The sequence below is a fragment of the Mycobacterium leprae TN genome, assembly GCF_000195855.1.
GTDB classification, from domain to species: Bacteria; Actinomycetota; Actinomycetes; order Mycobacteriales; family Mycobacteriaceae; genus Mycobacterium; species Mycobacterium leprae.
In genome coordinates, this window is record NC_002677.1 from 1,427,721 (window position 1) to 1,451,366 (window position 23,646).

Below are 23,646 nucleotides of genomic sequence, written 5' to 3' on the forward strand. Positions count from 1 at the left end.
CGGGAACCCGACGACTTCAGGGAACGGACAGCTGACGGTCTAGGGTGCTGCTTGTCCCTTTCATGGGAGTATGTATGTACCTAGCCCGGTCGACTGGGTGCGCGAGCAAGCTGAGAGGTACATGGCTTCCTGCGGAACCGAGGGCACGGAACTGCAAGAAAAGCCCGTAGTATTGCCGACCACTGTATTGTCGGCGCTAAGACCGGCAAACTTCGTAAAACTCCGCTAATGCGTGTTGAGCACAACGGCGAGTACGCGATCGTCGCCTCAGGCGGAGGAGCTTCGAAACACCTGGTCTGATACTACAACGTCGTGCAGTATCCGAAGGTCGAGCTGCGGGATGGTCTCGTCAGCCGTGATTATGACGCGCGTGAGGTATTTGGCGAAGAGAAGGCCACCTGGTGGCAGCGCGCTGTCGAGGTCTGGCCGGACTACGTCAACTACCAGACCAAAACTGAACGTTAGATTCCGGTCTTTGTGCTGACTCCGGTGAGCTGATTGCTTGTCGGACGACATGGCACCATGGACCTATGTCCGCCGAACCTAGTAGAAACCCCAGGACCCCACCGGTGTCCGCGGTTGACATTGACGGTGCGGCGAAGCGGATCGCGCCGGTGGTCACGCCTACCCCGTTGCAACTTAGCGATCGGTTGTCGGCGATCACTGGTGCAGCGGTGTACCTCAAGCGTGAAGACCTGCAGACGGTGCGCTCTTACAAACTGCGCGGCGCCTACAACCTGTTGGTGCAGCTGACCGACGAGGAGATCGCCGCCGGCGTTGTGTGCTCTTCGGCGGGTAACCATGCACAGGGTGTCGCGTATGCATGTCGGTCACTGGGTGTGCACGGCCGTGTCTATGTACCTGCCAAGACACCCAAACAAAAGTGGGATCGGATCCGCTACCATGGCGGGGCATTCATCGAGCTGATCGTCGGGAGATCGACCTACGATCTCGCCGCTGCCGCGGCGGTCGACGACATTGAACGCACCGGCGCGACGTTGGTACCTCCTTATGACGACGTCCGCGTCATCGCTGGTCAGGGCACCATTGCCGTCGAGTTGCTGGAGCAACTCAACACCGAGCCTGACCTAGTGGTGGTCCCGGTGGGCGGCGGTGGCTGCATCGCCGGCATGACCACTTACTTGGCCGAACGAACGGCGAACACTGCTGTGCTTGGTGTCGAGCCGGCTGGTGCCGCGGCTATGATGGCCGCGCTGGCCGCGGGTGAGCCGGTGACACTGGACTACGTCGATCAGTTCGTGGATGGCGCTGCGGTGAACCGGGTGGGAACGTTGCCTTATGCCGCGTTGACTGCCGCAGGTGACATGGTGTCCATCACCACCGTCGACGAGGGGGCGGTGTGCACTGCGATGCTCGACCTTTACCAGAACGAGGGCATTATAGCTGAGCCGGCGGGCGCACTGTCAGTAGCTGGGCTGCTGGAAACTGACATTGAACCCGGGTCCACCGTGGTTTGCCTGATCTCGGGCGGCAACAACGACGTATTGCGCTACGGTGAGGTGTTGGAGCGTTCGCTGATCCACCTAGGTCTCAAACACTATTTCCTGGTAGACTTCCCCCAGAAGCCTGGTGCCTTGCGCCGTTTTCTTGACGAAGTGCTTGGACCCAACGACGACATCACCTTGTTCGAGTACGTCAAGCGCAACAACCGAGAGACCGGCGAGGCGCTGGTAGGTATCCAGCTGGGGTCTGCTGTCGACTTAGACGTCCTGCTGGCCCGGATGCAGGGGACCGAAATGCACGTCGAAACCCTACAACCAGGTTCGCCGGCCTACCGCTACCTGTTGCTTTAGACGAGAACGCACGTAGTTGTACACGTTTTACGGCGTATCGCTGTGCAAATACGCGCGCTCACAGCAGGCGAGTGGCGAGTCCAGGTTTGCGGTCAGGTATTCAGTACCGGGGGTCGTAGGGTCGAGATCGCCACTCGGTACCATTACTATTCCGGTCGTCAAGCTCAATCGCAACCCTTTTGCCCAATGCAGCAACGTGCAGTCCTCTGGATCATCAATCGGGCTGCCCGTATGCACCTTTGGCCGAAATTTCGACAAGGTCGAGTGCGAGCCACTCCGGTTGCGGCGAGCTTACGCGCGTTAGGTGCCCCGCCCTAAGGCGATGTGATCGAGAAGGGAGTGCAGTGCCCGCAATTTCTCCGCTGAGTCTTCGATCACGCGTGCGGCGCCCACCTACTACCAATGAGCAGTAGACCAAGGAATGGTTGTAGCGCCTGAGCGGGCCAGCACCAACCTGTAGACGAGGGTGACGGTGGCGCACATCGGTAGGCCTGACGCCCTGGCCGCTCTGGCGTCGAACATTGGCTCGCTGTCGGTCGAGCCATGCAAGTACAGGGTTTCCCCTAGTGGGCATGCGTTGTCGGCAGAATCACCGGCTCACCCGCGTTGGCATAGCCCAGGTGGCAGATCAATGCCTCATCCAGAATGCGATGGACGGTGACGTGGTCGTAGTGAGCGCGGTTTTGATAGCGGGTGGGCGTAGTGCGCGAGATTTGTCGACAGGTAACCCCGACCCCGTGCTGTCTATCTATTGCGGCCGTCCGGTTACAGGACAGTTCGCGCGGTCGTGTAATGTTATAGTGAATCTACTATGTAGTCGGCACTGGACCGCTACAACCCGTTGTCTTCACCGCAGCCAGCGTCCCTGTCCGATCATCTCGCGGTAACTAGTGGAGTGCTGGATCGCATAGAGCAGGAGCTCGGCACACACCGGCGTCTCGGTGAACGGGTAGCCGTCGAGGATCCGAGCTGGTTAAACTTTTGGGATCTTCTTGTGAAGCCGGGTCTTTCTGTTGAATCGGTGCATGTGGATGATGACATGGCTCGTGAAGTGGGCCGCAATGTGCGTAACGTGGTCTTCTCTAGTAGAGTGCAAAATGTGACCGGCAGGATGCTCATCCGCAGATCGTGCCGGTGCACTACGTAACCTGACGCAACCCTGTTGGCCGGCCCGGTTCGACGACCTGCTGGTTATAGAGGGCGGCCACTGCGCGGGTTTTTCGGGGCTCCGCTGTGCTTTACACGTTGACCGGATTCACCAAGCACTGCGATTTTGTAGCCAGTGTCTAGAGCTGGCGGACCGAACCTGCTGGTTGCCGTGCTGGCCGGAGACCACCGCACGTCGAATGAGCACACGGGCGACTGTGGCTTGGATTGGGCTGGGTGAGTCACCTCGGGATTGTATATAGCTGGCCGTTATTTGTGGTTTGATCAGGCGGCGACCCGCCTCATCTATTGTAGTCTAGGAGCGCTACGCCAATAACCGAATCCGACTGCGTACCGCGCTGGACGAGCGCGACGTCACTGTTTACGGCCGACCCGGGCTCAATGTTTGGATCATGGTACCCGACGAGGCGGTTTCGATCACCCGGCTACTTGACAGCGGTTGGGTCGCGGCGCCGGAAACACACTTCCGGATTCGCGCCGGCCCGGGCATGCGGATCATACTAGCCGACCTGACGGCCGACGAGATCGAGCCGTTTAGCGACGACGCAATCGCACACCAAGGGTGGCCCAGCATCTAACTTAAGCGGGCCAGTGGCGATACGTGGGGTGGGGTTGGGGCCAAAGAACACCGATTGACCGTCGTCCGGTAAGATAAAAATGATTCTAGGACATCGCGATTGTGTACCACCGAGTAGTCCTAGTCGCGCACAATCACGAACGAATATGTCGGTAGTTCAGTGGTTTTGACGCCGACGATCGGCGAATCTCAGGCCAATATCAGATCACATTGATCGGTACAGTCTTGCATCGATGCCCAGGTTGGTGGAGATCACAAACTGGTTGTGGCGCATCATGATTTCGTGTTGTTCTTCGTCGTAGTCAACGACGAGGTTCACCAGAGCCTCGTCTACGGCCAAGATCTTCTCGATCACTATCCAAGCGTTCGTGCCGAGCAGCTCCTTACAACAATGCAAATAACGATAGGGATTTGACAGACCGTAGAGGTAGTCGATGAGCACGCCGTCAACAAGTCCTTCGGTGAAGCAGTGCGCGACTTAGGTATGGCTTGTGTCGAACACCGTGCGGTCTTCTTCCCTCAGCCCAGCCAGTCAGGTGATCGCACAGAAAACGATGATAACCGCAGAACTCGCTCCATCGCCCTATCAGCCGATAGTGTGGGCGGTCATGCATATGCGCACCGCTGTCAATGTCGGTGCAGGGCTGGTGCTGGGGGTGGTGGGCAATGCTAGGTCGCCCAGCAGTAAACCCCGTCGACTTTCCGGTCGCCAGCCAACATTATCGTCATATACCAACAGGGCAGCACGATTCGACAGCGATCTTGGTCAAGATCCAGATCGATATCGAAGAAAGTTGCATAGGAGGAATACCGATTGTGCCGTAAGACGTCTCAACTACAATGTGTTATGCTCAGGTTTGCTGCTTCCCACGTGGTTGGGCACGATGTCGACGACCAAAGGCCCTACCTCGCGGCGAGGCCGACATTTGCCCCAGGCCAATAGATATCGCCGAGTTCCGCGGAAACCGTCGTCGGTTCGGTGACATCGAACCCGTCCCTGGACTCGTGAACCGCGGTCGTAATAGGGTAGGAACAGATACGTCACCCCGAGCTCGTCGAAATAGTACAGCAGGTCTTCGGTAGTGGCGAAGGTGAACCTGAATCCGCGGGACGAACTGTGCAGCTTCAACCGATAGATGGAAAGAACCGGAAAAGCTATGTTTCAGGACGTCTTACGGAGGACCAATAGCGGTCGTGCTGGAATTGAGATTTTTTGTTCGACTGTCACCACCAGGTTGGTGTCACCGGCGATGTCGTTGGTGTCCAGCTTAAGGGTCCACTCTTGCTAGTAGTCGTGCAGCGTGACGAACTCCATGTCATGGTCATGAGCTTTGAAGCACAAGAGAAATGAAGTGTCGGCCTTCAGCTGACCGCGGGCATTGGGTGCAGTATATGGTGTAACCATTGAGAAACACCGCCAAGTACTTATCGAAGCCCCTGCTCCAATCCTCGTGTATCATCCTTTGGGACGGTCGGTGTCAACCAGGCGATAGGGCGGACTTGGTCACCACTGCGGATTGGTTGCTTCTTGAAAAACGGCGACGACGAAACGCCGGATGCTGCTTGCAGCATATATGTCGCTTTCCGCGTAAAAGCAAGCAAGTCGGTATTCGTGTAGACTAATGACTATTTATCCAAAATAATTCGGATTCCTGGGAATACACGTTGCTGGTGCCCAGTTGGTTACGTTCTATATCGTCGCTGTGTGCGATCATGGGTGTTACCCGGCTAAACATCAAAGTGACCAACATGTTGTGCATTTGGCGAATGCGCAGCGCCAGGATTTCGGGGTCGTTGCTAGTTCTTGTGACGCTGCAATTCCACGAGCTGTTATGATTTTTGTTGCTGTTGTCTTAGCCGTTGGCTTTGTTGTGTTTCTCGTTGTATGACGACCAAGTTGTTGAGCGTGAATCCATTGTGCGGTTGACGAAGTTGATACTGGCGCTGGGGCGATAGCCGGTAGCTTTGTAGAGGTCCGACGGCCCGGCCAGTCGGGAGGCGAACTCATTCACGGGTGGCCGGCTCGCCTCGCCAGTAGTCGTGCACAGTATAGCGGTATTTTTTGTTCTATTCGGTCCATAACCCTGGGAAATTGCCTACCTGGTAACCCATCTGTTGATGTCTTACGGCTCGGCGATCAACTTGATCCTAGTTGACTACAGGATCCTGTTGCACCAGATTGAAGAACGCTGACAGCCGGTTGACATCGTAGAACTCACGGGCCAATGTAGACGCCAAGTCGAGCCAGAACCCGTCGATGTGCATTTCGAGTACCCAGTAGCGTAGCGAGTTTATGATCAGCTGTAGGGTGTGCGGGTGACACGGGTATTGAGGCTGTTGCCGGTTCAGGTGAAGTCCTTGTAGAACCGCGCCTTCTCGTCGACAAGCCGGTAATAGGCGATGTTGTCGATACCGCGGAAGTTGATTTCGAGTCAAGATGATTTTCTTCAGCGGTGTGGTTCTAGCCTCCATTGAGGACGACCTCGATGTTGGCTTCATGCAGGCTGCGCACCATGGTTTTGAACTCGGCTACCGCACTGCGGTCTTGCAAATTAGACGCGTACAGGTAGTGCGGGGCGAGTAACCCGAATGGTGTTGTAGCCCGAAAAGTTTCACAAGCCTGGGTGCAGCAGCTGGTCGTACAGGAATTGGTTTATCGGTATCAATGCAAGAGTGGTGACGTTGAGCGACTTGAGGTGATCGATGATGCAGGGTGGGCTAGCCCGACGTAGGTGCCGCGGAGTTCTTCGTGGATGTTCGGGTGGGTCTGCTTAATCCGCCTTGACATGGCTTCGTAGATGACGGTCTCGTGGCAGGGGATGAACAGTGCTCGTCGAACACCTAGTCGAAGAACGGGTTGATCACCACGCTGGTCATGGTGTGGCCGAGTGAGTTAAACATTGGGGGAGTAGCCGTGGTCTGCTGAGTTGCTGTGCGGGTCAACAACGTCTACGTCGTAGAAAAACAGCCCCTGGCCGAACGTGAAATCACCGTGGAATGATTTCCCACACGGGTCGATCAGTAACTTGCTTGGGTCACATCCGGTGGCCGGCCCTCGGATCGAATGATCCGTGAACGCGAAATCTGTAGCGCTGGCGCAGGGCGATGTTCGGCAGATAGGCATGTCAGATATAGCTGTCCACCTCGTCGAAAAGGGATCCGCTACTTGCTGCTGTCGTAGGTGATCAGCTACAAGTCAACTTTGTCGGCGATTTCGAATAACAGTGAAAAGTTGATGTCAGCGCCGTCATAAGTCTCCTTAAGCGGATAGACGGTGCACGGCCACACGGTAGGTAACGTCGGCTCGCGCGCTGCGTCCGAACGTGCCAAAGCTGTGGCCGGATTGTTCCACGACATTAATCGACTTTATCCGTTTTGGGGTTGGTCCTGGGCGCGTTGGCTACCACCAACCTGTGTTTTCTGCAATCTGTCGGCCGAGTTCGTCGGCCAGGGTGCGCACATAGGTGGGGGATAGGTGGTGAGTGCCATGGTAGATCAGCACGTTCCCTTCGACCGCGCGGCAGATGTCTGGGCGGCAGATAGCGTCGGACATATCAAGTGGTTTCAGTAGTGAGAACTGCGCGACGAAATTCAGAGTGGGATTGCGATCGGCCAACACGTTGGAACGCTTGATTCCGCACGACACCGCGTTGCCGCCCTTGGCCAGGCAGTCCGCTGGATTGGATGGTTGGCCATTTTTGACTAGCCACGGAGTGTCCCGCATGGCGAGGATGGGAATGTTGTTGTCGGACAAAGCTTGCCAGATGCCAAGGTAGGTTGCTGGCATAACGTCGCCGGGTTTGGTATTCCACGGTCGGGTCGACGTAGTGAACACATAGTCGGGACGGTCGGAGAACAACTTGGTCATCGTCGTTTGCACCCACTCCCGGCACTGTGGGTACGGTGTGTTGTTGCCCATGATCAGTGGGACATGTTCAGTGGACAACGGGCAACCCATTTTGAGATAGGTCACCACTTTGAAGTGGTGCAGCTGCCCAAGCACGTCCAGCGCAGGTAGCCAGTGTTCTGCGTGCGACCCGCCCGCTAGCGCGATGGTTCGGTTGGCACTGGCATCGCCGTAGGTACAGTTGACCACGGCCGGGTTGACGAAGTCACTGATGCAGCCGTCTCGAGTGGAGGCTGGCAGGTCGTCCTTGATTTCCAGGACAGTGGGCCGCATCGGCAGGGTGGGTACTCGCGCGTGGGCGGTCAGGGCACGCGCACCCGGATAGTCTTGGGCATTAAGGGCGCTGAGTTCCTTGCCGGTGGCGCGCAAAACGATGACGTGCTGGCGCCAGGTGAATGAGGTTGCGGTCAGCGCGACACCCAGCAACACCACCATTGATCCCAACGCTATCGTCGACCTGTGCAAGCGTAACTGCCAGGCGGCAGCCCGTGCGGGCGACGGATATTCGGTGTTGGCGAGTGTGCGGTACCGTAGCGGGTTCTCGATGAGCCGGGTGGTCAGGTAAGCCAGCAATCCGGACACCAACAGCAGTGCGGCGCCTTCGACGAAATTGGCGTGGTGGTGGCCAGTATAGGATAGCCAGAAGATCAGCAGCGGCCAGTGCCACAGGTACAGCGTGTACGCTATTGTACCCAATGCCACCAGTGGTGCGGTTGCCAGCAATCGATTGGGTAGTGGCATGCTGGCACTAGTACCGGGCCGGCTCTGCCGGTTGGCTCCGGCAAGGATCAGCAGCATTGCAGCCCCTACGGGCACTAGGGCCCACGGGCCGGGAAATTCTTTGACACCATTGATCAAGGCTCCGCATGACAGGATCGCCGCCAGCGCGACGGTGGCGACTACAGTGCGTAGCCAGGCCGGCCAGCGAATATAGGGTACTGCTGCGCCGACAAGCGCTCCTAGCAGCAATTCCCAGGCGCGCGCGAAGCTGTTGTAATAAGCTGTAGTTTGGTTTGCCTGATGAGCAAAGGTTGCGTAAATGAATGACGCGATCATCAATGCGCCTAGCAGCACCACGAACATTATCCGCAGCTGGGTACCCAGCGGGCGCCTAAATAGGTAGGCGCATCCGGCAACCAGCAGCAGGAAGGCGATGTCGAACTGCCCCTGCACGGACATTGACCAGATGTGCTGTAACGGGCTTACAGCTTCGCCCGCCTTCAGATAGCTGGATTCGGTACCGACCAACTCCCAATTCTGATAGTAGCCCAGACTGGCTAGGCTCTGGTCGGCGAATGTCTCCCAGCGAGTCTGTGGTTGCATCACGACGGTGAGCAGCGCGCAGCCGGTGAGCACCACTACCAGAGCCGGAAGAAGTCGACGGACCAGCCGGATTATTTCGGCTACCGGCGACAACGAGGGGACCGGGTTCAGCGCGGCGCGAAGGATTTTGCCGCCGAAGAAGAAGCCGGACATCGCCAGCAACACATCCACGCCGCCGGACACCCGACCGAACCACACGTGGAATATGGCCACCAACGCGATCGCGATGCCGCGCAAGCCGTCGAGATCGTGACGATAGAATATCGTGAACACCGCAGTGCGCCCCTCCAGAGGAACGGGCTTTGCGGTGGCTACCAGTAGGGAAGCCGGTGACAGGGTCTGCATGATTGACCGCCAATTTACCGAAGACAACCACCTCCTTCGGAGTGTGCGTGCTGCAGGGAAGGCGGCTCAGCGGATTCGTTGACCATTCGATGCCGTCACCAAGGGAGCAGATGGCTAACTTCGGTAGCTTAACAAGCCCCCGTTGGTTGGATAGGGCTACCGCGCGGTACTGACTGGAACGGGTCGTACTGGCACCTGCAAGGGCATGTGCTGCAAGGGTGCACGATGCGTTGGCGTTTGCTGCGGTGCCGGCAGAGTTGGCACTTGCTGCAGGGGTGCTTGCGGCACTGATGTCGGTTGGGTCCCGAGAACCCGAACCAGGTAGGGTGCCATGCCGTTGCTGCGTACTGGCGACACTTGGACGACTTCGCCGACCTCCACCATCTTCTCGTCGCCCAAATATAGCGTAACGCTTTCGGTGCCTTCGGGACCGTAAAAGATCAGGTCGCCTCGGCGTGCGTGCCGCGGTAGCACCTTCTGGCCGACTTTGTACATTTCGCCGGACGAGCGTGGAAGCTTGAGTCCGGCGCCGGCGTAGGCGTACTGGATCAGGCCCGAGGCGTCGAAGCCGACAGTGTTGCTACCGGTACCGGTGCCGCGAGTGGGGCCACTAACACCGCCGCCGGCCCAGGAGAACGGCACGCCGCGCTGCGCGAGAGCCCGTTGGACGACGGTGTCGATAGTTTGCTGGTAGTCCGCTGTCCTGGTGCCGGAGTCAGCGTACGCGAGACTGCAGGTGAGTATCGAGGTTACTAGCATTGCTAGGCCGGTCACGAAGGTGTAGATGCGATTCATTGGATACCAATCTTCTTGGCGGTCAAGGGCGTTTTGGGCCTCAGCGCCGTGCTTTCGCGCATCGGCTGCTATTTCATGACTCACGCGAGGCTTACCCGCTGGGGTTGAGCGCCGCATGCCGCATGGGAACGTGAATCACCACTGAGTCACATCAGTCACTACTGTAACTTTTACAGCAGAAATTGCCGGTGGCCCACAAGCTTAGGTCGTTCACCAAGGATTTTTTGTCGTAACGTGACCGGACGGTAACTGGCACGCTTAATTTTGCTTGCAAAGCTGTAAATTCGGTTAACCATACACTCGTACGTGTTGTCACACCGTGTGGCGAATTACCACAGTGGCGCCGTCAGAGCCAATAACGTTCGCTGAAGGTGGTCATTAGGGAACCGGCCGCAACGCTGACTAGCAGGATGGTGAACGACAAGATCGGTCAGAAGGACATTATTACCAGCCCTTCAAGAGGGACACGAAGGACTCGATGTTGGCCGCGGCGATCGCCGCACCGCTATCCCCCACGCCACCGGAAGTATCTACACACCGATTCCGTATGACACCTGTCCGTCCGCAAATACTTGCTGGGCACACCGTCGTGACGAAACCTAGTATAGCTGTGCTGGCCAATCAATATGGCTCCGTGGTGGTCAGAACGACTAGCAGCGTCCACAGCGTGACTGGGCAAGTTTAGGCTCTAGACGGCCAACCGCAACCGGAGTGTCCGTGCTGGCTGGTCGCTGCAGGTATCGGCGTCATCGCAATTGTAGCCAGCCGTTGGCGCCCGGCCGGTCGTCGATCTCGTCGGTTGTAAATGGGTCTTGGAACCGATGCGGCGTAGCCATGACGTCCAATGCTCCACGATTGTCGGGGTTTGCGCGACCCACAGCAGGACGGCTCGAGACGGTTCGGGTATGACCCCGGCTAATCCGCCTTCTTGCTTTACCCTCGATCTTTATGTCTGGGGCGACTTCCGGGTTGACGCCTGAGCAGATCGGCGCGATCGATGCCGCCCATCTGTGGCATCCCTACAGCACCATTGGTGCTGCTACCGGCGTTATACCACCTGTGGTCGCGGTCGCCGCTCACGGCGCATGGCTGACGCTGATCCGCGACGGCAAGCCGATCGAGGCGCTCGACGCGATGAGCTCTTGGTGGACCGCGATCCATGGTCACGGCCACTCAGTGTTGGACGCGGCGCTGACTACCCAACTGGGTGCGATGAATCACGTCATGTTTGGCGGATTGACTCACGAACCTGCGGCCCGGTTGGCGCAGTTGCTGGTGGACATCACCCCGGCGGGTTTGGAGACGGTCTTCTTCAGCGACTCCGGGTCGGTTTCAGTGCAGGTCGCGGTGAAGATGGCGTTGCAGTACTGGCGCAGCCGCGGTCAGCCGGCTAAGCGGCGGCTGATGACCTGGCGTGGTGGCTACCATGGGGACACCTTGACGCCGATGAGTATCTGCGACCCCGATGGCGGCATGCACTCGCTGTGGACTGACATTTTGGCGCGGCAGGTGTTTGCCCCGCAGGTGCCCCGCGACTACGACCCTGCCTACAGTAAGGCCTTTGAGACGCAGCTGGCGCAGCACACCCCCGAACTTGCGGCTGTGGTCGTCGAGCCGGTAGTGCAGGGCGCCGGTGGGATGCGTTTCCACGACCCACGGTATTTGTGTGATGTGCGCGACATATGCCGGCGGCACGACGTGTTGTTGATTTTCGACGAGATCGCGACTGGCTTCGGGCGTACCGGTGAGCTTTTCGCCGCAGACCACTGCGGGGTGAGCCCGGACATCATGTGTGTCGGCAAAGCCCTCACCGGCGGATACCTGAGCTTGGCCGCCACCTTGTGCACAACCGATATCGCACACGCCATAAGCGTCGGTGCGGCCGGCGCGCTGATGCATGGACCCACGTTCATGGCCAATCCTCTGGCCTGTGCCGTGTCGGTGGCCAGCGTCGAGGTGCTTCTGGGCCAGGACTGGAGGTCCCGCGTTGCCGAAATATCGGCTGGCCTAACAGCTGGGCTCGAAGCTGCCCAGGGTTTACCCGGTGTGATCGATGTGCGTGTGTGCGGTGCTATCGGCGTTATCGAATGCGACCGGTCGGTCGACCTGGCCGTTGCCACCCCGGCGGCGTTGGACCGACGTGTTTGGCTGCGTCCGTTCCGGAATCTGGTTTATGCAATGCCGCCATATATTTGCCCGCCGGCCGAGATCGCCCAGATCACCTCCGCGATGGTCGAAGTCGCGGGACTCGTAGGCTGAAGGCCCATGAAGGTCCCGATCGAGACGTCACCGCTGGCCTGGCTGGAAGCAGTGGAGCAACAGCGCCGCGGGGCCGGGCTGCGCCGTTCGCTGCGGCCGCGCTCAGCCGTTGCCACCGAGCTGGATCTGGCCTCCAACGACTATCTCGGTCTCTCCCAACATCCCGACGTCATCGACGGCGGCGTTGCGGCGTTGCGGGTTTGGGGTGCAGGTGCCACCGGATCCCGCCTGGTCACCGGCGATACCATACTGCACCACGAATTGGAATGCGAGCTAGCTGAATTTGTCGGCGCCTGTGTCGGCCTACTGTTTTCTTCCGGTTATGCCGCCAACCTCGGGGCTGTTGTCGGTTTGTCCGGCCCGGGTTCGCTGATCGTCTCCGATGCCTATTCGCACGCGTCCCTGGTGGATGCTTGCCGGCTGTCGCGGGCGCGGGTGGTGGTGACACCGCACTGTGACGTTGACGCCGTGGACACCGCGCTGAGGTCATGCCACGAGGAGCGTGCGGTTGTTGTCACTGAGTCGGTGTTCAGCGCTGATGGTGTGCTGGCCCCTGTTTCGGAGTTGCACGATGTATGCCGTCGGCACGGCGCGTTGCTCCTCGTAGACGAGGCGCACGGCCTCGGTGTGCGTGGTGGTGGGCGCGGGCTGGTATACGAGGTCGGGCTGGCGGGTGCACCTGACGTGGTGATTACGACTACCATGTCCAAGGCGCTCGGCAGCCAGGGTGGTGCGGTTCTCGGGTCGTCCGCGGTGCGTGCTCACCTGATCAATACCGCCCGTCCGTTCATCTTCGACACTGGTTTGGCGCCTGCGGCGGTAGGTGCCGCGCGGGCCGCGCTGCAAATACTGAAGGCCGAGACGTGGCGCCCAGAGGCGGTGTTGCAGCACGCCCGAACCTTGGCTAAGATCTGCGATCTGTCCGAGCTGCCGCAGTCGGCGGTGGTCTCAGTAGTGTTGGGCGATCCGGAGGTAGCGTTGGCCGCCGCGATCGCCTGCCTGGACGCCGGCGTGCGGGTGGGCTGCTTCCGGCCTCCGACTGTGCCGGCCGGGACGTCGCGGCTGCGGTTGACTGCGCACGCGTCTCTCGATAGCGCTAAGTTGGAAGTGGCCCGGCGGGTGTTGACGGACGTTCTTGGTGGCTGTTGTGTGGCGCGCCGTTGACTGTCGTGGTCGTTACCGGCACTGACACGGGGGTCGGCAAGACCGTCGCCTGTGCAGCGCTGGCGTGTCACGCGCGTCAAGCTGGTATCGAAGTGGCAGTGTGCAAACCGGTTCAGACCGGAACTCAGATCGGAGACGATGACCTTGCCGAGGTGGCCCGACTATCTGGGGTGACCGAACTCACCGGCTTGGTGAGATATCCGCAACCACTGGCGCCGGCCGCCGCCGCCGAACACGCCGGGATGGCATTACCCACCCGCGAGCAACTGCTGGAGCTCATCGCCGGACTGGATCGCCCGGGACGCTTGATTTTGGTCGAAGGCGCTGGTGGTCTACTGGTCGAACTCGCTGATGCTAGTGCCACTTTGCGTGATCTAGCTGTCGAGCTAGGTGCACTGGCACTGGTCACGGTCAGTGTGGAATTGGGCACCCTCAACCACACCGCGCTGACTCTGGAGGCGTTGACCACACGAGGGGTTGCGTGCGCCGGCTTGGTGATCGGCAGCTGGACGGGGCGGCCCGGTGCGGTGCAGATATCCAATCGGTCTGCGCTGGCCCGGCTGGCTCCAATGCGGGCCACGTTGCCTGCCGGGGCCGGATCGATGGACGCCACGGATTTTGCGGCGATGAGCGCGGCGGCCTTCGACCGGGACTGGGTAACCACGTTGGTCCATTGATGGTTCATTCGCTCGAGCTGGTCTTCGACCCCGACACCGAGTCGGCGATCTGTCGCATTTGGGACCAGCTGGCCAGCGCCGGAATACCCAGCCAAGCGTCAGCTAGCCGTCCTCACGTTACGTTGGCCGTTGCTGAACATATCGGCGCCGAGGTCGATCAGCTGCTTGGTCCGGTGAGTCAGCGGCTGCTGCTGGACGCCACGATCAGTGTGTCGGTGCTGTTCGGCCGAGCCCACGTGGTGTTCGCACGACTCGTGGTACCAACCAGCGATCTGTTAGCCCTGCACGCCGAGGTGCATCGATTGTGCTTTTAGGCTTCCTGGGCCGGCTGCCAGCTGCGGTGGCCCCGCTGCCCAACAGCGTGCCCGGTCAGTGGATCGCGCATGTCACGCTGGCCCGTCGGGTCTGTGGTGCTCAACTGGGGCGGACTCTGCGCATCGCGGGCCAGCCGTCACAGATTGACGGCCACTTTGCTGGCCTGCGCCGCTGGGCACGGTAACAAGCGCATCAAATACATGATCAGCTGACCTAGCTACGCTGGGTGTTCGCCAGCAAAGCACTCACTCGGTGGTTCGACCCCGCGGCACGATGGCCAAGCTGTCGCTGGCTGACGGCAACGAGTTTGTTCAAGCGTAAACGGCTGACCTAACGTGGACACCGTTCATGTCAGGCCGCGAAGAGCCTGGTGAACCGCTTCGGTATCCGCAAGCTCGGACCCTAGTTTTAAGACTTGAACGTGAAAAGGAGTACTGCGTGACTCAGGCGGGGACTCGGTCAACTAATGGTGATACCGAAAATACTGACATCTTGGCTCAGGCTCGCCAGCAGGTGCTAGAGCGCGGTGAGGGCTTGAGCCGGGACCAGGTGCTGCAGATGCTGTGGCTACCCGACGACCGACTCGAGGAATTGCTGGCGTTAGCCCACGACGTGCGGATGCGCTGGTGCGGTCCAGAGGTCGAGATCGAGGGCATCATCAGTCTGAAAACCGGTGGCTGCCCAGAGGATTGCCATTTCTGCTCACAGTCTGGGTTGTTCATGTCGCCGGTGCGCAGTGCCTGGCTGGATATCCGCAGCCTGGTAGAGGCAGCCAAGCAGACTGCCAAGTCAGGTGCCACTGAATTCTGCATCGTGGCAGCGGTACGAGGGCCCGATGAGCGGTTGATGTCCCAGGTAGCGGCCGGCATTGAGGCGATTCGGAACGAAGTCGAGATTAATATTGCTTGCTCGCTGGGGATGCTGACCGTCGAGCAGGTGGAGCAGCTCTCGGGCATTGGCGTGCACCGCTATAACCACAACCTCGAAACAGCCCGCTCGTTTTTCACCAACGTTGTCACCACGCACACCTGGGAAGAGCGCTGGCAAACGTTATCGATGGTTCGGGACGCCGGCATGGAGGTATGCTGTGGCGGCATTCTCGGCATGGGGGAGACAGTCGAGCAGCGCGCAGAATTTGCTCTTGAACTCGCCGAACTCGGCCCTGATGAGGTTCCTTTGAATTTTCTCAACCCGAGGCCCGGTACTCCCTTTGGTGCCCTTGAGGTGATGCCGCCCAGCGAAGCATTAAAATCGGTGGCTGCATTCCGATTGGCGTTGCCGCGCACGATCCTGCGCTTCGCCGGCGGCCGCGAGATCACCCTGGGTGACCTGGGCGCCAAGCAGGGCATGCTGGGCGGCATCAACGCAGTGATCGTGGGGAACTACTTGACCACGTTGGGTCGGCCCGCCGAAGCCGATTTGAGATTGCTTGACGATCTACAAATGCCTATCAAGGCACTCAATGCCAGCCTATAGAAAATGCCTATAGAAAATAAGGACTGTGGTTCAGGATCTTCCTACTCCGATCGGTGCGGGCATCTACAACATCTATACCGGTGTCAAACACCGGGATGAACTTGCTGGCGCTTCGATGCCCACAGTGGCCCAGTTAGGCCTGGAGCCTCCTCGGTTTTGCGCGGAATGCGGACGGCGGATGGTTGTGCAGGTTCGTCCCGACGGCTGGCGGGCGAAGTGTTCGCGGCACGGACAGGTGGACTCGGTCGACATGGAGGCAAAGCGGTGACCGAACATTGCGCGTCGGACATTTCCGATGTCTCCTGCCCACCGCGGGGGCGTGTGATCGTCGGGGTGGTGCTGGGCCTTGCGGGGACTGGCGCGTTGATAGGCGGGCTGTGGGCCTGGATTGCCCCACCGATCCATGCGGTAGTGGGGCTCACGCGGACAGGCGAACGAGGGCACGACTACCTGGGCAACGAGTCCGAGCACTTCTTTGTCGCGCCATGCTTGATGTTGGGCTTATTAACTGTGCTGGCGGTTACGGCGTCGGTGCTGGCATGGCAGTTGCGTCAGCACCGTGGGCCGGGGATGGTTATCGGGCTCGCGATTGGCTTGATGATCTGCGCCGCAACTGCGGCAGCGGTGGGGGCGCTGTTGGTTTGGATGCGCTATGGTGCCTTGAATTTCGACGCAGTACCGCTGTCGTACGACCACAAAGTGGCGCACGTCATTCAAGCACCGCCGGTGTTCTTCGCGCACGGATTGCTGCAAGTAGCGGCCACCGTGCTATGGCCGGCGGGCATCGCTGCGCTGGTGTATGCGGTGCTTGCTGCCGCGAACGGACGCGACGACCTGGGCGGCAGACTATGTAGTCGGTAAGCCGCGAAGGCGCTACCATGGAGCCCGAAGCCTGTGTGCCGTAACAGCTGTCAGAGCGGGTGATGATGCACTTTCCCGCCGATGATGACCTTGGGGCAATTATCGCTATTCGTACTAGGCTGACGTAGGTTGCGAGATTGAGCATCGTTAGCCAGCTGGTCCTGATGAGCTGATTGATCAGCGGTCGACTGGCGAGCTGGTCCGCGAACCAGCTCAGGGGTATCAGGACGGATAGCGGATGCAGGGAGATGTGCTCGCTAACGGGTTCTGGTGATCGGTCATGTTGGCACTACCGGCCAAATAGGCGTCGGCTAGCACGGTCATGAAGTTTAGTCGTGGATGGCCTGCACGATCAAGATTTGGCGGTTTGGCACTCCGGAGCTCAGTTTGATGTTGTTGAAAACATGCGCAACCGTCGGTCTGGACAGGGTTTCCGCGAGCGGTTTGTGGATATAGCCACTGAATGTTCTTCCCGCCATCTTGATGACCGCGCCCACCGTCGTCATCTGTTTCAGCCGCGTTGGCAGGGCGCGTCCTTCGTCGTTAGCGTGCTCTTTGATGACTTTGTCCAGAGCGGGATAGGTGTGTGATAGGGGGCGACCACCATCAGTGCTGGCAAACTTGCAAGGAAGTCGCCGTTGAGTTGACGGAAGGTATGGCCTGGGTCGCCGATCGATGATCCCGGCACCGCTCCGACGATGTCCAGCTTGGGTGCCTACTCGGCACATACTTCAGCAGCCCACGGGGTTGGCTAGTCCGTCGCCGGAATATCCCCCTACAGCCCGATTGGCGTAACTGGGGGCAAAATCCGATGGATTTTTAGAGTCCAGGGTGGCCCGGATGCCGTCCAGCACGTAATAGCCAGGCTCATTAGAGCGAACCCCACAATCCGTGGGGCCCTTTGTGGTCGGGTACCGAGATTGCTCATTCCTCGGCGAGGGCAGCAATGGTCATCAAAAGCTCGAATTGGGTCAGTGAACCTCAGGCCTTGGCCTTTCGTTGCAGAGCATAGGACGAAAAACGGCGGGACGACATAGTGTCCGATCACGCACTGATGCGATGGTAGCGGGGCTGGTCCGGCCGGGAGGATCACCATGGTCACCATCGCCTCTGGCTTGACGTTCATGTCCATCGTTCGACAGAGCAGCTGGCTTGTGGTGCAAGGGGGTACGGGATCAGATCCAGGAACGCCATCTCGACGACGTCGTGGGAGCGCAGCACGGTCCCGGTGTGGTGTGGTGATAGCCAGGCGGCGGCTAAAGGAATTTTTAGACGGCAGCGGTGGATGTATAGATGTATATTTATGTTGCAACTTCTCACGCAGCGGGCGGCTGATCAACTCCCCTCGCTTTCGCCAGGTTGGCGAGCTCCACTACGAGGCTTTCTTCGTGACCAGTCGGTATTCGTGCGCATGAACGGCCGGCGGCCATACCATCGGGCTGTGTGGTTAGCGAGTTCACACTTGTGTTCACGCCGATATCCACTACCCTAAAAACGCCGCGTTGTTTCCGTCAGTACAGGTAGTGCTCCAGTAATGACCGCGTGGTTAATTCCCGGGCGGCCGCAGCGCGGCAAATTCGTCAGTAACCCTTAACTGTGAGTCGGTGAATCGATACAACGCGGCCGGGCGTCCGCCGCTACGGCCCGACTGCGCTACGGTTCCAGTCTGGATGATGACGCTGCGACGGGCCAGTACCCGTTGCAGATTCGTTGCGTCGACCTGATACCCTAGCGTCGCGCCGTAGATGTCACGCAGCGTTGATAACGCGAATTCCTTTGGAGCCAGAGCGAATCCGATGTTTGTGTAGGACATTTTGGCGACCAGTCTGGCGCGTGCGTGCGTAACCATCGGGCCGTGATCGAAGGCCATCGATGGCAGCGTGTTCAGCGGGTGCCAGCGGGTGTCTGGCGGCAACTCGGGGGTGGCGGGGGAGGGAACTAATCCCAGAAAGGTGGACGCGATCATCCGAGTGCCCGGTAGTCGGGCAGGTTCGGAGAACACGGCGAGCTGCTCCAAATGTGCGAGCTCCCGAAGATCGACTTTTTCGGCCAATTGGCGCCTAACCGAATAGGTCATGTCCTCGTCATTGCGCAGCCGTCCGCCCGGCAGCGACCATGCGCCTCGTTGCGGATCCTGGGAACGTTCCCATAACAGCACGCTAAGTTGCGGTTTTGCCTTTTGCGGGGTTCCCTTCACCTGCTCGGCAACTCGGCGAACCTGGAACACGACAGCTAGCACTTCGTGTGCGGTGCTAGCATAGGCCATGTTTTCGATTATAAGTCGAAAACCTCCTGTGCCGAAAGGAGCTGCCGTGACGGTGCTGAATGGCATGGAGCCGCTCGCCGGCGACATGACTGTCGTGATTGCTGGCATTACCGATTCACCGGTCGGCTACGCCGGCGTGGACGGTGACGAGCAGTGGGCTACTGAGATTCGTCGGTTGACGCGATTGCGTGGCGCCACTGTGCTTGCGCACAACTATCAGTTGCCCGCCATCCAGGACATCGCTGACTACGTGGGGGACTCGCTGGCGCTGTCGCGGATCGCTGCCGAGGTGCCCGAGGAGACTATCGTGTTCTGCGGTGTGCACTTTATGGCCGAGACAGCCAAGATCCTAAGCCCGAACAAGACCGTGCTCATCCCGGACCAGCGGGCGGGCTGTTCACTGGCCGATTCAATCACCCCCGACGAGCTGTGTGCCTGGAAAGACGAGCACCCCGGCGCTGCTGTGGTGTCTTATGTCAACACCACGGCGGAAGTGAAGGCGCTCACCGATATCTGTTGCACCTCGTCAAATGCAGTGGACGTCGTCGAGTCCATCGACCCCAGTCGCGAGGTGTTGTTCTGCCCAGACCAATTTCTGGGCGCTCATGTTCGTCGCGTGACCGGCCGCAAGAACGTGTATGTGTGGATGGGGGAATGCCACGTGCACGCCGGGATCAACGGCGACGAGCTCGTTGATCAGGCTCGCGCAAATCCCGACGCCGAGCTCTTTGTACACCCGGAATGTGGTTGCTCGACCTCGGCGCTGTACCTCGCTGGCGAAGGCGCGTTCCCGCCGGACCGAGTCAAGATCTTGTCCACTGGCGGCATGCTAACTGCCGCTAGGCAGACGCAGTACCGCAAAATTTTGGTCGCCACTGAGGTCGGCATGTTGTATCAGCTGCGCCGGGCAGCACCGGAAATCGACTTCCGCGCGGTCAACGACCGCGCGTCGTGCAAGTACATGAAGATGATCACCCCCGGTGCACTGTTGCGTTGTCTGGTCGAGGGGACCGACGAGGTTCACGTCGACTCGGAAATCGCGGCGGCGGGCCGGCGCAGTGTGCAGCGTATGATCGAAATCGGGCTGCCTGGCGGTGGCGAATGATGGCCGTTCCCGACTGGAAGCACGCGGCTGACGTGGTGGTAATAGGAACCGGCGTGGCGGGCTTGGCTGCCGCGCTTGCCGCCCACCGCGCCGGTCGCAACGTCGTCGTACTTACCAAAGCCGATCAGCGGCGCGGCGAGACAGCGACGCACTACGCGCAAGGCGGCATCGCAGTCGTGTTACCGGGTTCCGACGATTCTGTTGACGCCCATGCTTCCGACACCCTGGCGGCAGGGGCAGGCATGTGCAATCTCGACACCGTGTATTCGATTGTAGCCGAAGGCTACCACGCGGTTACCGAATTAGTCGGTTACGGAGCGCGTTTCGACGAATCGATTCCCGGGCGATGGGCGGTGACGTGTGAAGGAGGGCACTCGCGACGACGCATCGTGCACGCCGGTGGCGATGCCACCGGCGCCGAGGTGCAGCGGGCGCTCGACCACGCCGCTGACGTGTTGGACATCCGCACTAGCCACCTTGCCCTGCGAGTGTTGCACGATGGCACCGTGGTGAACGGTGTGTCGGTGCTCAACCCAAACGGGTGGGGTATCGTCAGCGCACCTTCGGTGATCCTGGCCTCCGGTGGGCTCGGGCACCTCTACGGCGCGACCACCAATCCTGAGGGGTCCACTGGCGACGGAATCGCGCTGGCGCTGTGGGCTGGCGTGGCGGTTAGCGATCTCGAGTTCATCCAATTCCACCCGACCATGCTTTTCGCGGCGGGTACTGGCACCGGTGGTCGGCGGCCACTAGTAACCGAAGCCATCCGCGGTGAAGGTGCGATTTTGCTTGATAGCAAAGGTAATTCGGTAACATCAGGGGTGCATCCACTGGGTGATCTGGCGCCGCGCGATGTTGTCGCTGCTGCTATCGACGCGCGCCTGAAGGCCACTGGCGATTCGTGCGTCTACCTCGACGCCCGCGGCATCGACGGCTTCGCTTCCCGGTTCCCCACCGTCACCGCCGCATGCCGGACTGTTGGTATCGACCCGGCCCGTGAACCGATCCCGGTTGTTCCGGGCGCACACTACAGCTGCGGTGGCATCGTCACCGATGCGTACGGTCAAACCGAGCTGGCTGGGCTGTTCGCCGCTGGAGAGGTGGCCCGCACCGGGATGCACGGTGCTAACCGTTTGGCGTCCAACAGCTTGTTGGAAGGCTTGGTGGTCGGTGGCCGCGCCGGAAGGGCTGCGGCCGCACATGCGGCGGCGGCTGGGCGTGCGTATGTATCCAAGCTCGAGCCTGTCACCCATCACGCGCTGAAGCGCCGTGAACTCCAACGCGTGATGAGCCGAGATGCCGCGGTGATGCGCAACGCCGCAGGTCTGCAGCGGTTGTCCGACACGCTGGCTGAGGCGCCGATCCGCCACGTGACCGGCCGCCGCGATTTCGAAGACGTTGCGTTGACGCTGACTGCCCGGGCAGTAGCAGCTGCGGCCTTGGCCCGCAATGAAAGTCGGGGTTGTCACCACTGCACAGAGTATCCGGACACCGCGCCAGAACACGCCCGCAGCACTGTGATTCGACTGGCTGACGACCAAAACTTGGTGCGTGCGGAGGCATTGGCGACGGTGGGTTGATAATGCTGTCCGACTGCGAATTCGATGCGGCGCGAGACACTATTCGGCGCGCTCTGCATGAGGATCTACGGTACGGGCTCGACATCACTACGCAGGCCACCGTGCCGGCTGGTACGGTCGTCACGGGGTCGATGGTGCCTCGCGAGCCGGGTGTGATTGCCGGGGTGGATGTGGCGTTGCTGGTCCTCGATGAGGTGTTCGGCGTCGACGGCTACCGGGTTCTCTATCGCGTTGAGGACGGTGCCCGGTTGCAATCAGGTCAACCACTGCTGACCGTGCAGGCAGCAGCCCGAGGGCTGTTGACGGCTGAGCGGACCATGTTGAACCTGGTCTGCCACATGTCCGGGATAGCCACTGTGACGGTGGCCTGGGTTGACGCCGTACGTGGCACAAAAGCCAAGATCCGAGATACCCGTAAGACGCTTCCTGGTCTGCGTGCGCTGCAGAAGTACGCGGTGCGTGTCGGCGGCGGTGTCAACCATCGACTGGGGCTCGGTGATACCGCCTTGATCAAGGACAACCATGTTGCCGCTGTAGGATCGGTGGTTGACGCGCTGCGGGCAGTGAGGGCAGCTGCGCCTGAGCTTCCGTGCGAAGTCGAAGTGGACTCACTCGAGCAGCTTGATGCCATGCTGGCTGAGGAGCCCGAACTGATCCTGCTGGACAATTTCCCAGTGTGGCAGACACAAGTAGCGGTGCAACGTCGAGACATCCGAGCACCTACCGTCCTGCTAGAATCATCCGGTGGGCTGAGCCTCGAGAATGCGGCGATCTACGCGGGGACCGGCGTAGATTACCTCGCCGTCGGTGCGTTGACTCACTCGGTGCGAATTCTCGACATCGGCTTGGATTTGTAGGTTTACTCGCGCAGCAATCAATGTGCGGGCCGTGGGTCTGGAAGCGCTGATCCTCTCCCGAATCGCTAGCGATTCGGGAGAGGATCAGCGCTGCTTCAATCAACGAGATCCGAGATCAGTGTGAGCCCAATCTGTTCCGCGTGTGCCGCTGACCAGTCTTCCGTACGCCGCTCGATTCTCGAGCGGCGCATGCCAACCTGTGCATGCACGTGCATAAGTTGCGTGTATTAGGTAAAATTACGTTTACCGATTCGGTGGCGATCGGCTCGATGGGACTAGTCGTCGTGCTGATCACCGGCCAGCCTAGCCACAAGTAGGTCGATTCACCGATCGACAATGTCGGCCACCGGCCGTTTGGTAATCAGTAATCGACGCAGCAACTGTTTGGTGCCGATCCCGGCGCTGTCCACTTACCGCGGCGGCCAACTGTTGCTTGCCCTGCGGGAAGTGGTGATACAGCGAACCGGGTTTAACACCAGACGTTCTAGAATCTGGCTAACCGAGTTCGGAGCGTAATCCTTAGAGGCGAAACAATACTGCGGTCGTCTCAAGCAGCCGTGCGCAGCTATGATCAAATCTCATTGTACCACAAAAATACTGAAAAAATGTTTTTGAATGATCGCTCAAAAATTTTTGCAAGGAGGCAGTTGGTGTTTACAGAGGCTGGGTGATACGCATGGCGCGAGGTGTCCGACCCCGAAATCACAATGTCCGGGGCAGGCGCTGCTTTGGCCGCTGCCGGCGGTACTGACGCAATATGCCCCTGGTGCCAGACGCCGCGCCCGGCCAGTAACCAGTAACTTGTCCGTTTAGACTTCAAGGTGTCGTCGTGATGGTCATTTGGTGGTTATTTTTTGCTGGTTTGGGTTTGGGTGGTGGTGTTGTGGTGGGCTGGTGGGGTGTGGGTGGTTGATCTGCGCTAGAAGGTTGCCGTATGTGCCGCCGACGGCCGGATCATCGATGCACTGTTCACTAACACGATACTGCTGCACCCGGCGGCATGCCTGCTTGCTGGCTGAGGGCCGGTCAACAAGCCGCCGACACCGATACCAGCGGCAGAAATGGTGCAAGGGATAACATCAGGTGCGAATAGTTATACCGTGCACGGGGACGTGCCTGTTCAGGTGCGGCCACATTGACCACGCCGACACCTCAAGG

The 23,646-nt window shown here is 59.7% G+C and carries 15 protein-coding genes and 5 pseudogenes; 13 read left to right on the forward strand and 7 right to left on the reverse strand.

The features are described from left to right. Positions 1-70: 70 nt before the first annotated feature. Both ML_RS06070 and ilvA read left to right on the forward strand, forming a co-directional pair. Positions 71-465: pseudogene (locus tag ML_RS06070) on the forward strand (nitroreductase family deazaflavin-dependent oxidoreductase). A 65-nt stretch (positions 466-530) separates the two neighbouring features. Next, positions 531-1,814, forward strand: a complete 1,284-nt coding sequence (gene ilvA / locus ML_RS06075; protein WP_010908197.1) for a threonine ammonia-lyase IlvA — start codon at positions 531-533, stop codon at positions 1,812-1,814. A 27-nt stretch (positions 1,815-1,841) separates the two neighbouring features. Here ilvA and ML_RS15725 read toward each other — a convergent pair. Further along, a pseudogene (locus ML_RS15725) lies at positions 1,842-2,527 on the reverse strand (pyridoxamine 5'-phosphate oxidase family protein). 846 nt (positions 2,528-3,373) lie between these two features. Here ML_RS15725 and ML_RS06080 point away from each other — a divergent pair. After that, positions 3,374-3,559 (forward strand): hypothetical protein, encoded by a 186-nt coding sequence (locus tag ML_RS06080; RefSeq protein WP_010908198.1) that lies wholly within the window; start codon positions 3,374-3,376, stop codon positions 3,557-3,559. Positions 3,560-3,763: 204 nt separating this feature from the next. Here the strand turns inward: ML_RS06080 and ML_RS06085 are convergent, their stop codons facing one another. From ML_RS06085 to ripD, 4 genes and pseudogenes are all read right to left on the reverse strand, one after another. After that, positions 3,764-3,913, reverse strand: coding sequence for a hypothetical protein (locus ML_RS06085; protein ID WP_156517111.1), 150 nt, complete (start codon positions 3,911-3,913; stop codon positions 3,764-3,766). A gap of 807 nt (positions 3,914-4,720) precedes the next feature. Next, positions 4,721-6,915 (reverse strand): annotated as a pseudogene (locus ML_RS06090) (glycogen debranching protein). Positions 6,916-6,958: 43 nt separating this feature from the next. Beyond that, on the reverse strand, positions 6,959-9,133 hold the full coding sequence (locus ML_RS06095; protein WP_041322657.1) for an acyltransferase family protein: 2,175 nt from the start codon (positions 9,131-9,133) through the stop codon (positions 6,959-6,961). A 156-nt stretch (positions 9,134-9,289) separates the two neighbouring features. Next, positions 9,290-9,928, reverse strand: a complete 639-nt coding sequence (ripD, locus tag ML_RS06100) for an NlpC/P60 family peptidoglycan-binding protein RipD (RefSeq protein ID WP_010908200.1) — start codon at positions 9,926-9,928, stop codon at positions 9,290-9,292. 948 nt (positions 9,929-10,876) lie between these two features. On the opposite strand from ripD, the gene ML_RS06105 reads away from it, so the two are divergent. The 7 genes and pseudogenes from ML_RS06105 (at position 10,877) to ML_RS06135 (ending at position 16,680) form a co-directional block, all read left to right on the forward strand. Then, on the forward strand, positions 10,877-12,187 hold the full coding sequence (locus ML_RS06105) for an adenosylmethionine--8-amino-7-oxononanoate transaminase (protein ID WP_010908201.1): 1,311 nt from the start codon (positions 10,877-10,879) through the stop codon (positions 12,185-12,187). 6 nt (positions 12,188-12,193) lie between these two features. Further along, positions 12,194-13,351, forward strand: a complete 1,158-nt coding sequence (locus ML_RS06110) for an 8-amino-7-oxononanoate synthase (RefSeq protein WP_010908202.1) — start codon at positions 12,194-12,196, stop codon at positions 13,349-13,351. Further along, the gene (gene bioD / locus ML_RS06115) at positions 13,348-14,028 is read left to right on the forward strand and encodes a dethiobiotin synthase (protein ID WP_010908203.1); all 681 of its coding nucleotides are present in this window, start codon (positions 13,348-13,350) and stop codon (positions 14,026-14,028) included. The genes ML_RS06110 and bioD overlap by 4 nt, the downstream gene beginning before the upstream one ends. Continuing rightward, positions 14,028-14,555, forward strand: a pseudogene (locus tag ML_RS06120) (2'-5' RNA ligase family protein). Before bioD ends, ML_RS06120 begins: the two are co-directional and overlap by 1 nt. A gap of 226 nt (positions 14,556-14,781) precedes the next feature. Then, positions 14,782-15,819: a biotin synthase BioB gene (bioB, locus tag ML_RS06125; protein ID WP_010908204.1), complete on the forward strand. Its 1,038-nt coding sequence runs from the start codon at positions 14,782-14,784 to the stop codon at positions 15,817-15,819. Between the two features lie 25 nt (positions 15,820-15,844). After that, positions 15,845-16,087 carry a biotin synthase auxiliary protein BsaP gene (gene bsaP, locus ML_RS06130; protein WP_010908205.1) on the forward strand — a complete coding sequence of 81 codons (243 nt, stop codon included), beginning with the start codon at positions 15,845-15,847 and terminating at the stop codon, positions 16,085-16,087. Further along, positions 16,084-16,680: a DUF2567 domain-containing protein gene (locus ML_RS06135; protein WP_010908206.1), complete on the forward strand. Its 597-nt coding sequence runs from the start codon at positions 16,084-16,086 to the stop codon at positions 16,678-16,680. The genes bsaP and ML_RS06135 overlap by 4 nt, the downstream gene beginning before the upstream one ends. A gap of 50 nt (positions 16,681-16,730) precedes the next feature. On the opposite strand, the pseudogene ML_RS17950 reads toward ML_RS06135, so the two are convergent. Both ML_RS17950 and ML_RS06145 read right to left on the reverse strand, forming a co-directional pair. Beyond that, positions 16,731-18,019, reverse strand: a pseudogene (locus ML_RS17950) (lipase family protein). A 207-nt stretch (positions 18,020-18,226) separates the two neighbouring features. Beyond that, positions 18,227-18,946 (reverse strand): NUDIX hydrolase, encoded by a 720-nt coding sequence (locus tag ML_RS06145; protein WP_010908207.1) that lies wholly within the window; start codon positions 18,944-18,946, stop codon positions 18,227-18,229. A gap of 64 nt (positions 18,947-19,010) precedes the next feature. Here ML_RS06145 and nadA point away from each other — a divergent pair, with 64 nt between their 5' ends. The 3 genes from nadA to nadC are packed head-to-tail and all read left to right on the forward strand — an operon-like array spanning position 19,011 to position 22,488. Beyond that, complete coding sequence (gene nadA, locus ML_RS06150; protein ID WP_414085555.1) at positions 19,011-20,051, forward strand: quinolinate synthase NadA; 1,041 nt, start codon at positions 19,011-19,013, stop codon at positions 20,049-20,051. Beyond that, positions 20,051-21,631 (forward strand): L-aspartate oxidase, encoded by a 1,581-nt coding sequence (locus ML_RS06155; protein WP_162618322.1) that lies wholly within the window; start codon positions 20,051-20,053, stop codon positions 21,629-21,631. The genes nadA and ML_RS06155 overlap by 1 nt, the downstream gene beginning before the upstream one ends. Next, complete coding sequence (gene nadC, locus ML_RS06160) at positions 21,631-22,488, forward strand: carboxylating nicotinate-nucleotide diphosphorylase (RefSeq protein WP_162618323.1); 858 nt, start codon at positions 21,631-21,633, stop codon at positions 22,486-22,488. The genes ML_RS06155 and nadC overlap by 1 nt, the downstream gene beginning before the upstream one ends. Positions 22,489-23,646: the final 1,158 nt, after the last annotated feature.

Coding starts and splice junctions, on each gene's coding strand:
- ilvA (WP_010908197.1), top strand. CDS start 531: ATGTCCGCCGAACCTAGTAGAAACCCCAGGACCCCACCGGTGTCCGCG.
- ML_RS06080 (WP_010908198.1), top strand. CDS start 3,374: ATGGTACCCGACGAGGCGGTTTCGATCACCCGGCTACTTGACAGCGGT.
- ML_RS06095 (WP_041322657.1), bottom strand. CDS start 9,133: ATGCAGACCCTGTCACCGGCTTCCCTACTGGTAGCCACCGCAAAGCCC.
- ripD (WP_010908200.1), bottom strand. CDS start 9,928: ATGAATCGCATCTACACCTTCGTGACCGGCCTAGCAATGCTAGTAACC.
- ML_RS06105 (WP_010908201.1), top strand. CDS start 10,877: ATGTCTGGGGCGACTTCCGGGTTGACGCCTGAGCAGATCGGCGCGATC.
- ML_RS06110 (WP_010908202.1), top strand. CDS start 12,194: ATGAAGGTCCCGATCGAGACGTCACCGCTGGCCTGGCTGGAAGCAGTG.
- ML_RS06145 (WP_010908207.1), bottom strand. CDS start 18,946: ATGGCCTATGCTAGCACCGCACACGAAGTGCTAGCTGTCGTGTTCCAG.
- nadA (WP_414085555.1), top strand. CDS start 19,011: ATGGAGCCGCTCGCCGGCGACATGACTGTCGTGATTGCTGGCATTACC.
- ML_RS06155 (WP_162618322.1), top strand. CDS start 20,051: ATGGCCGTTCCCGACTGGAAGCACGCGGCTGACGTGGTGGTAATAGGA.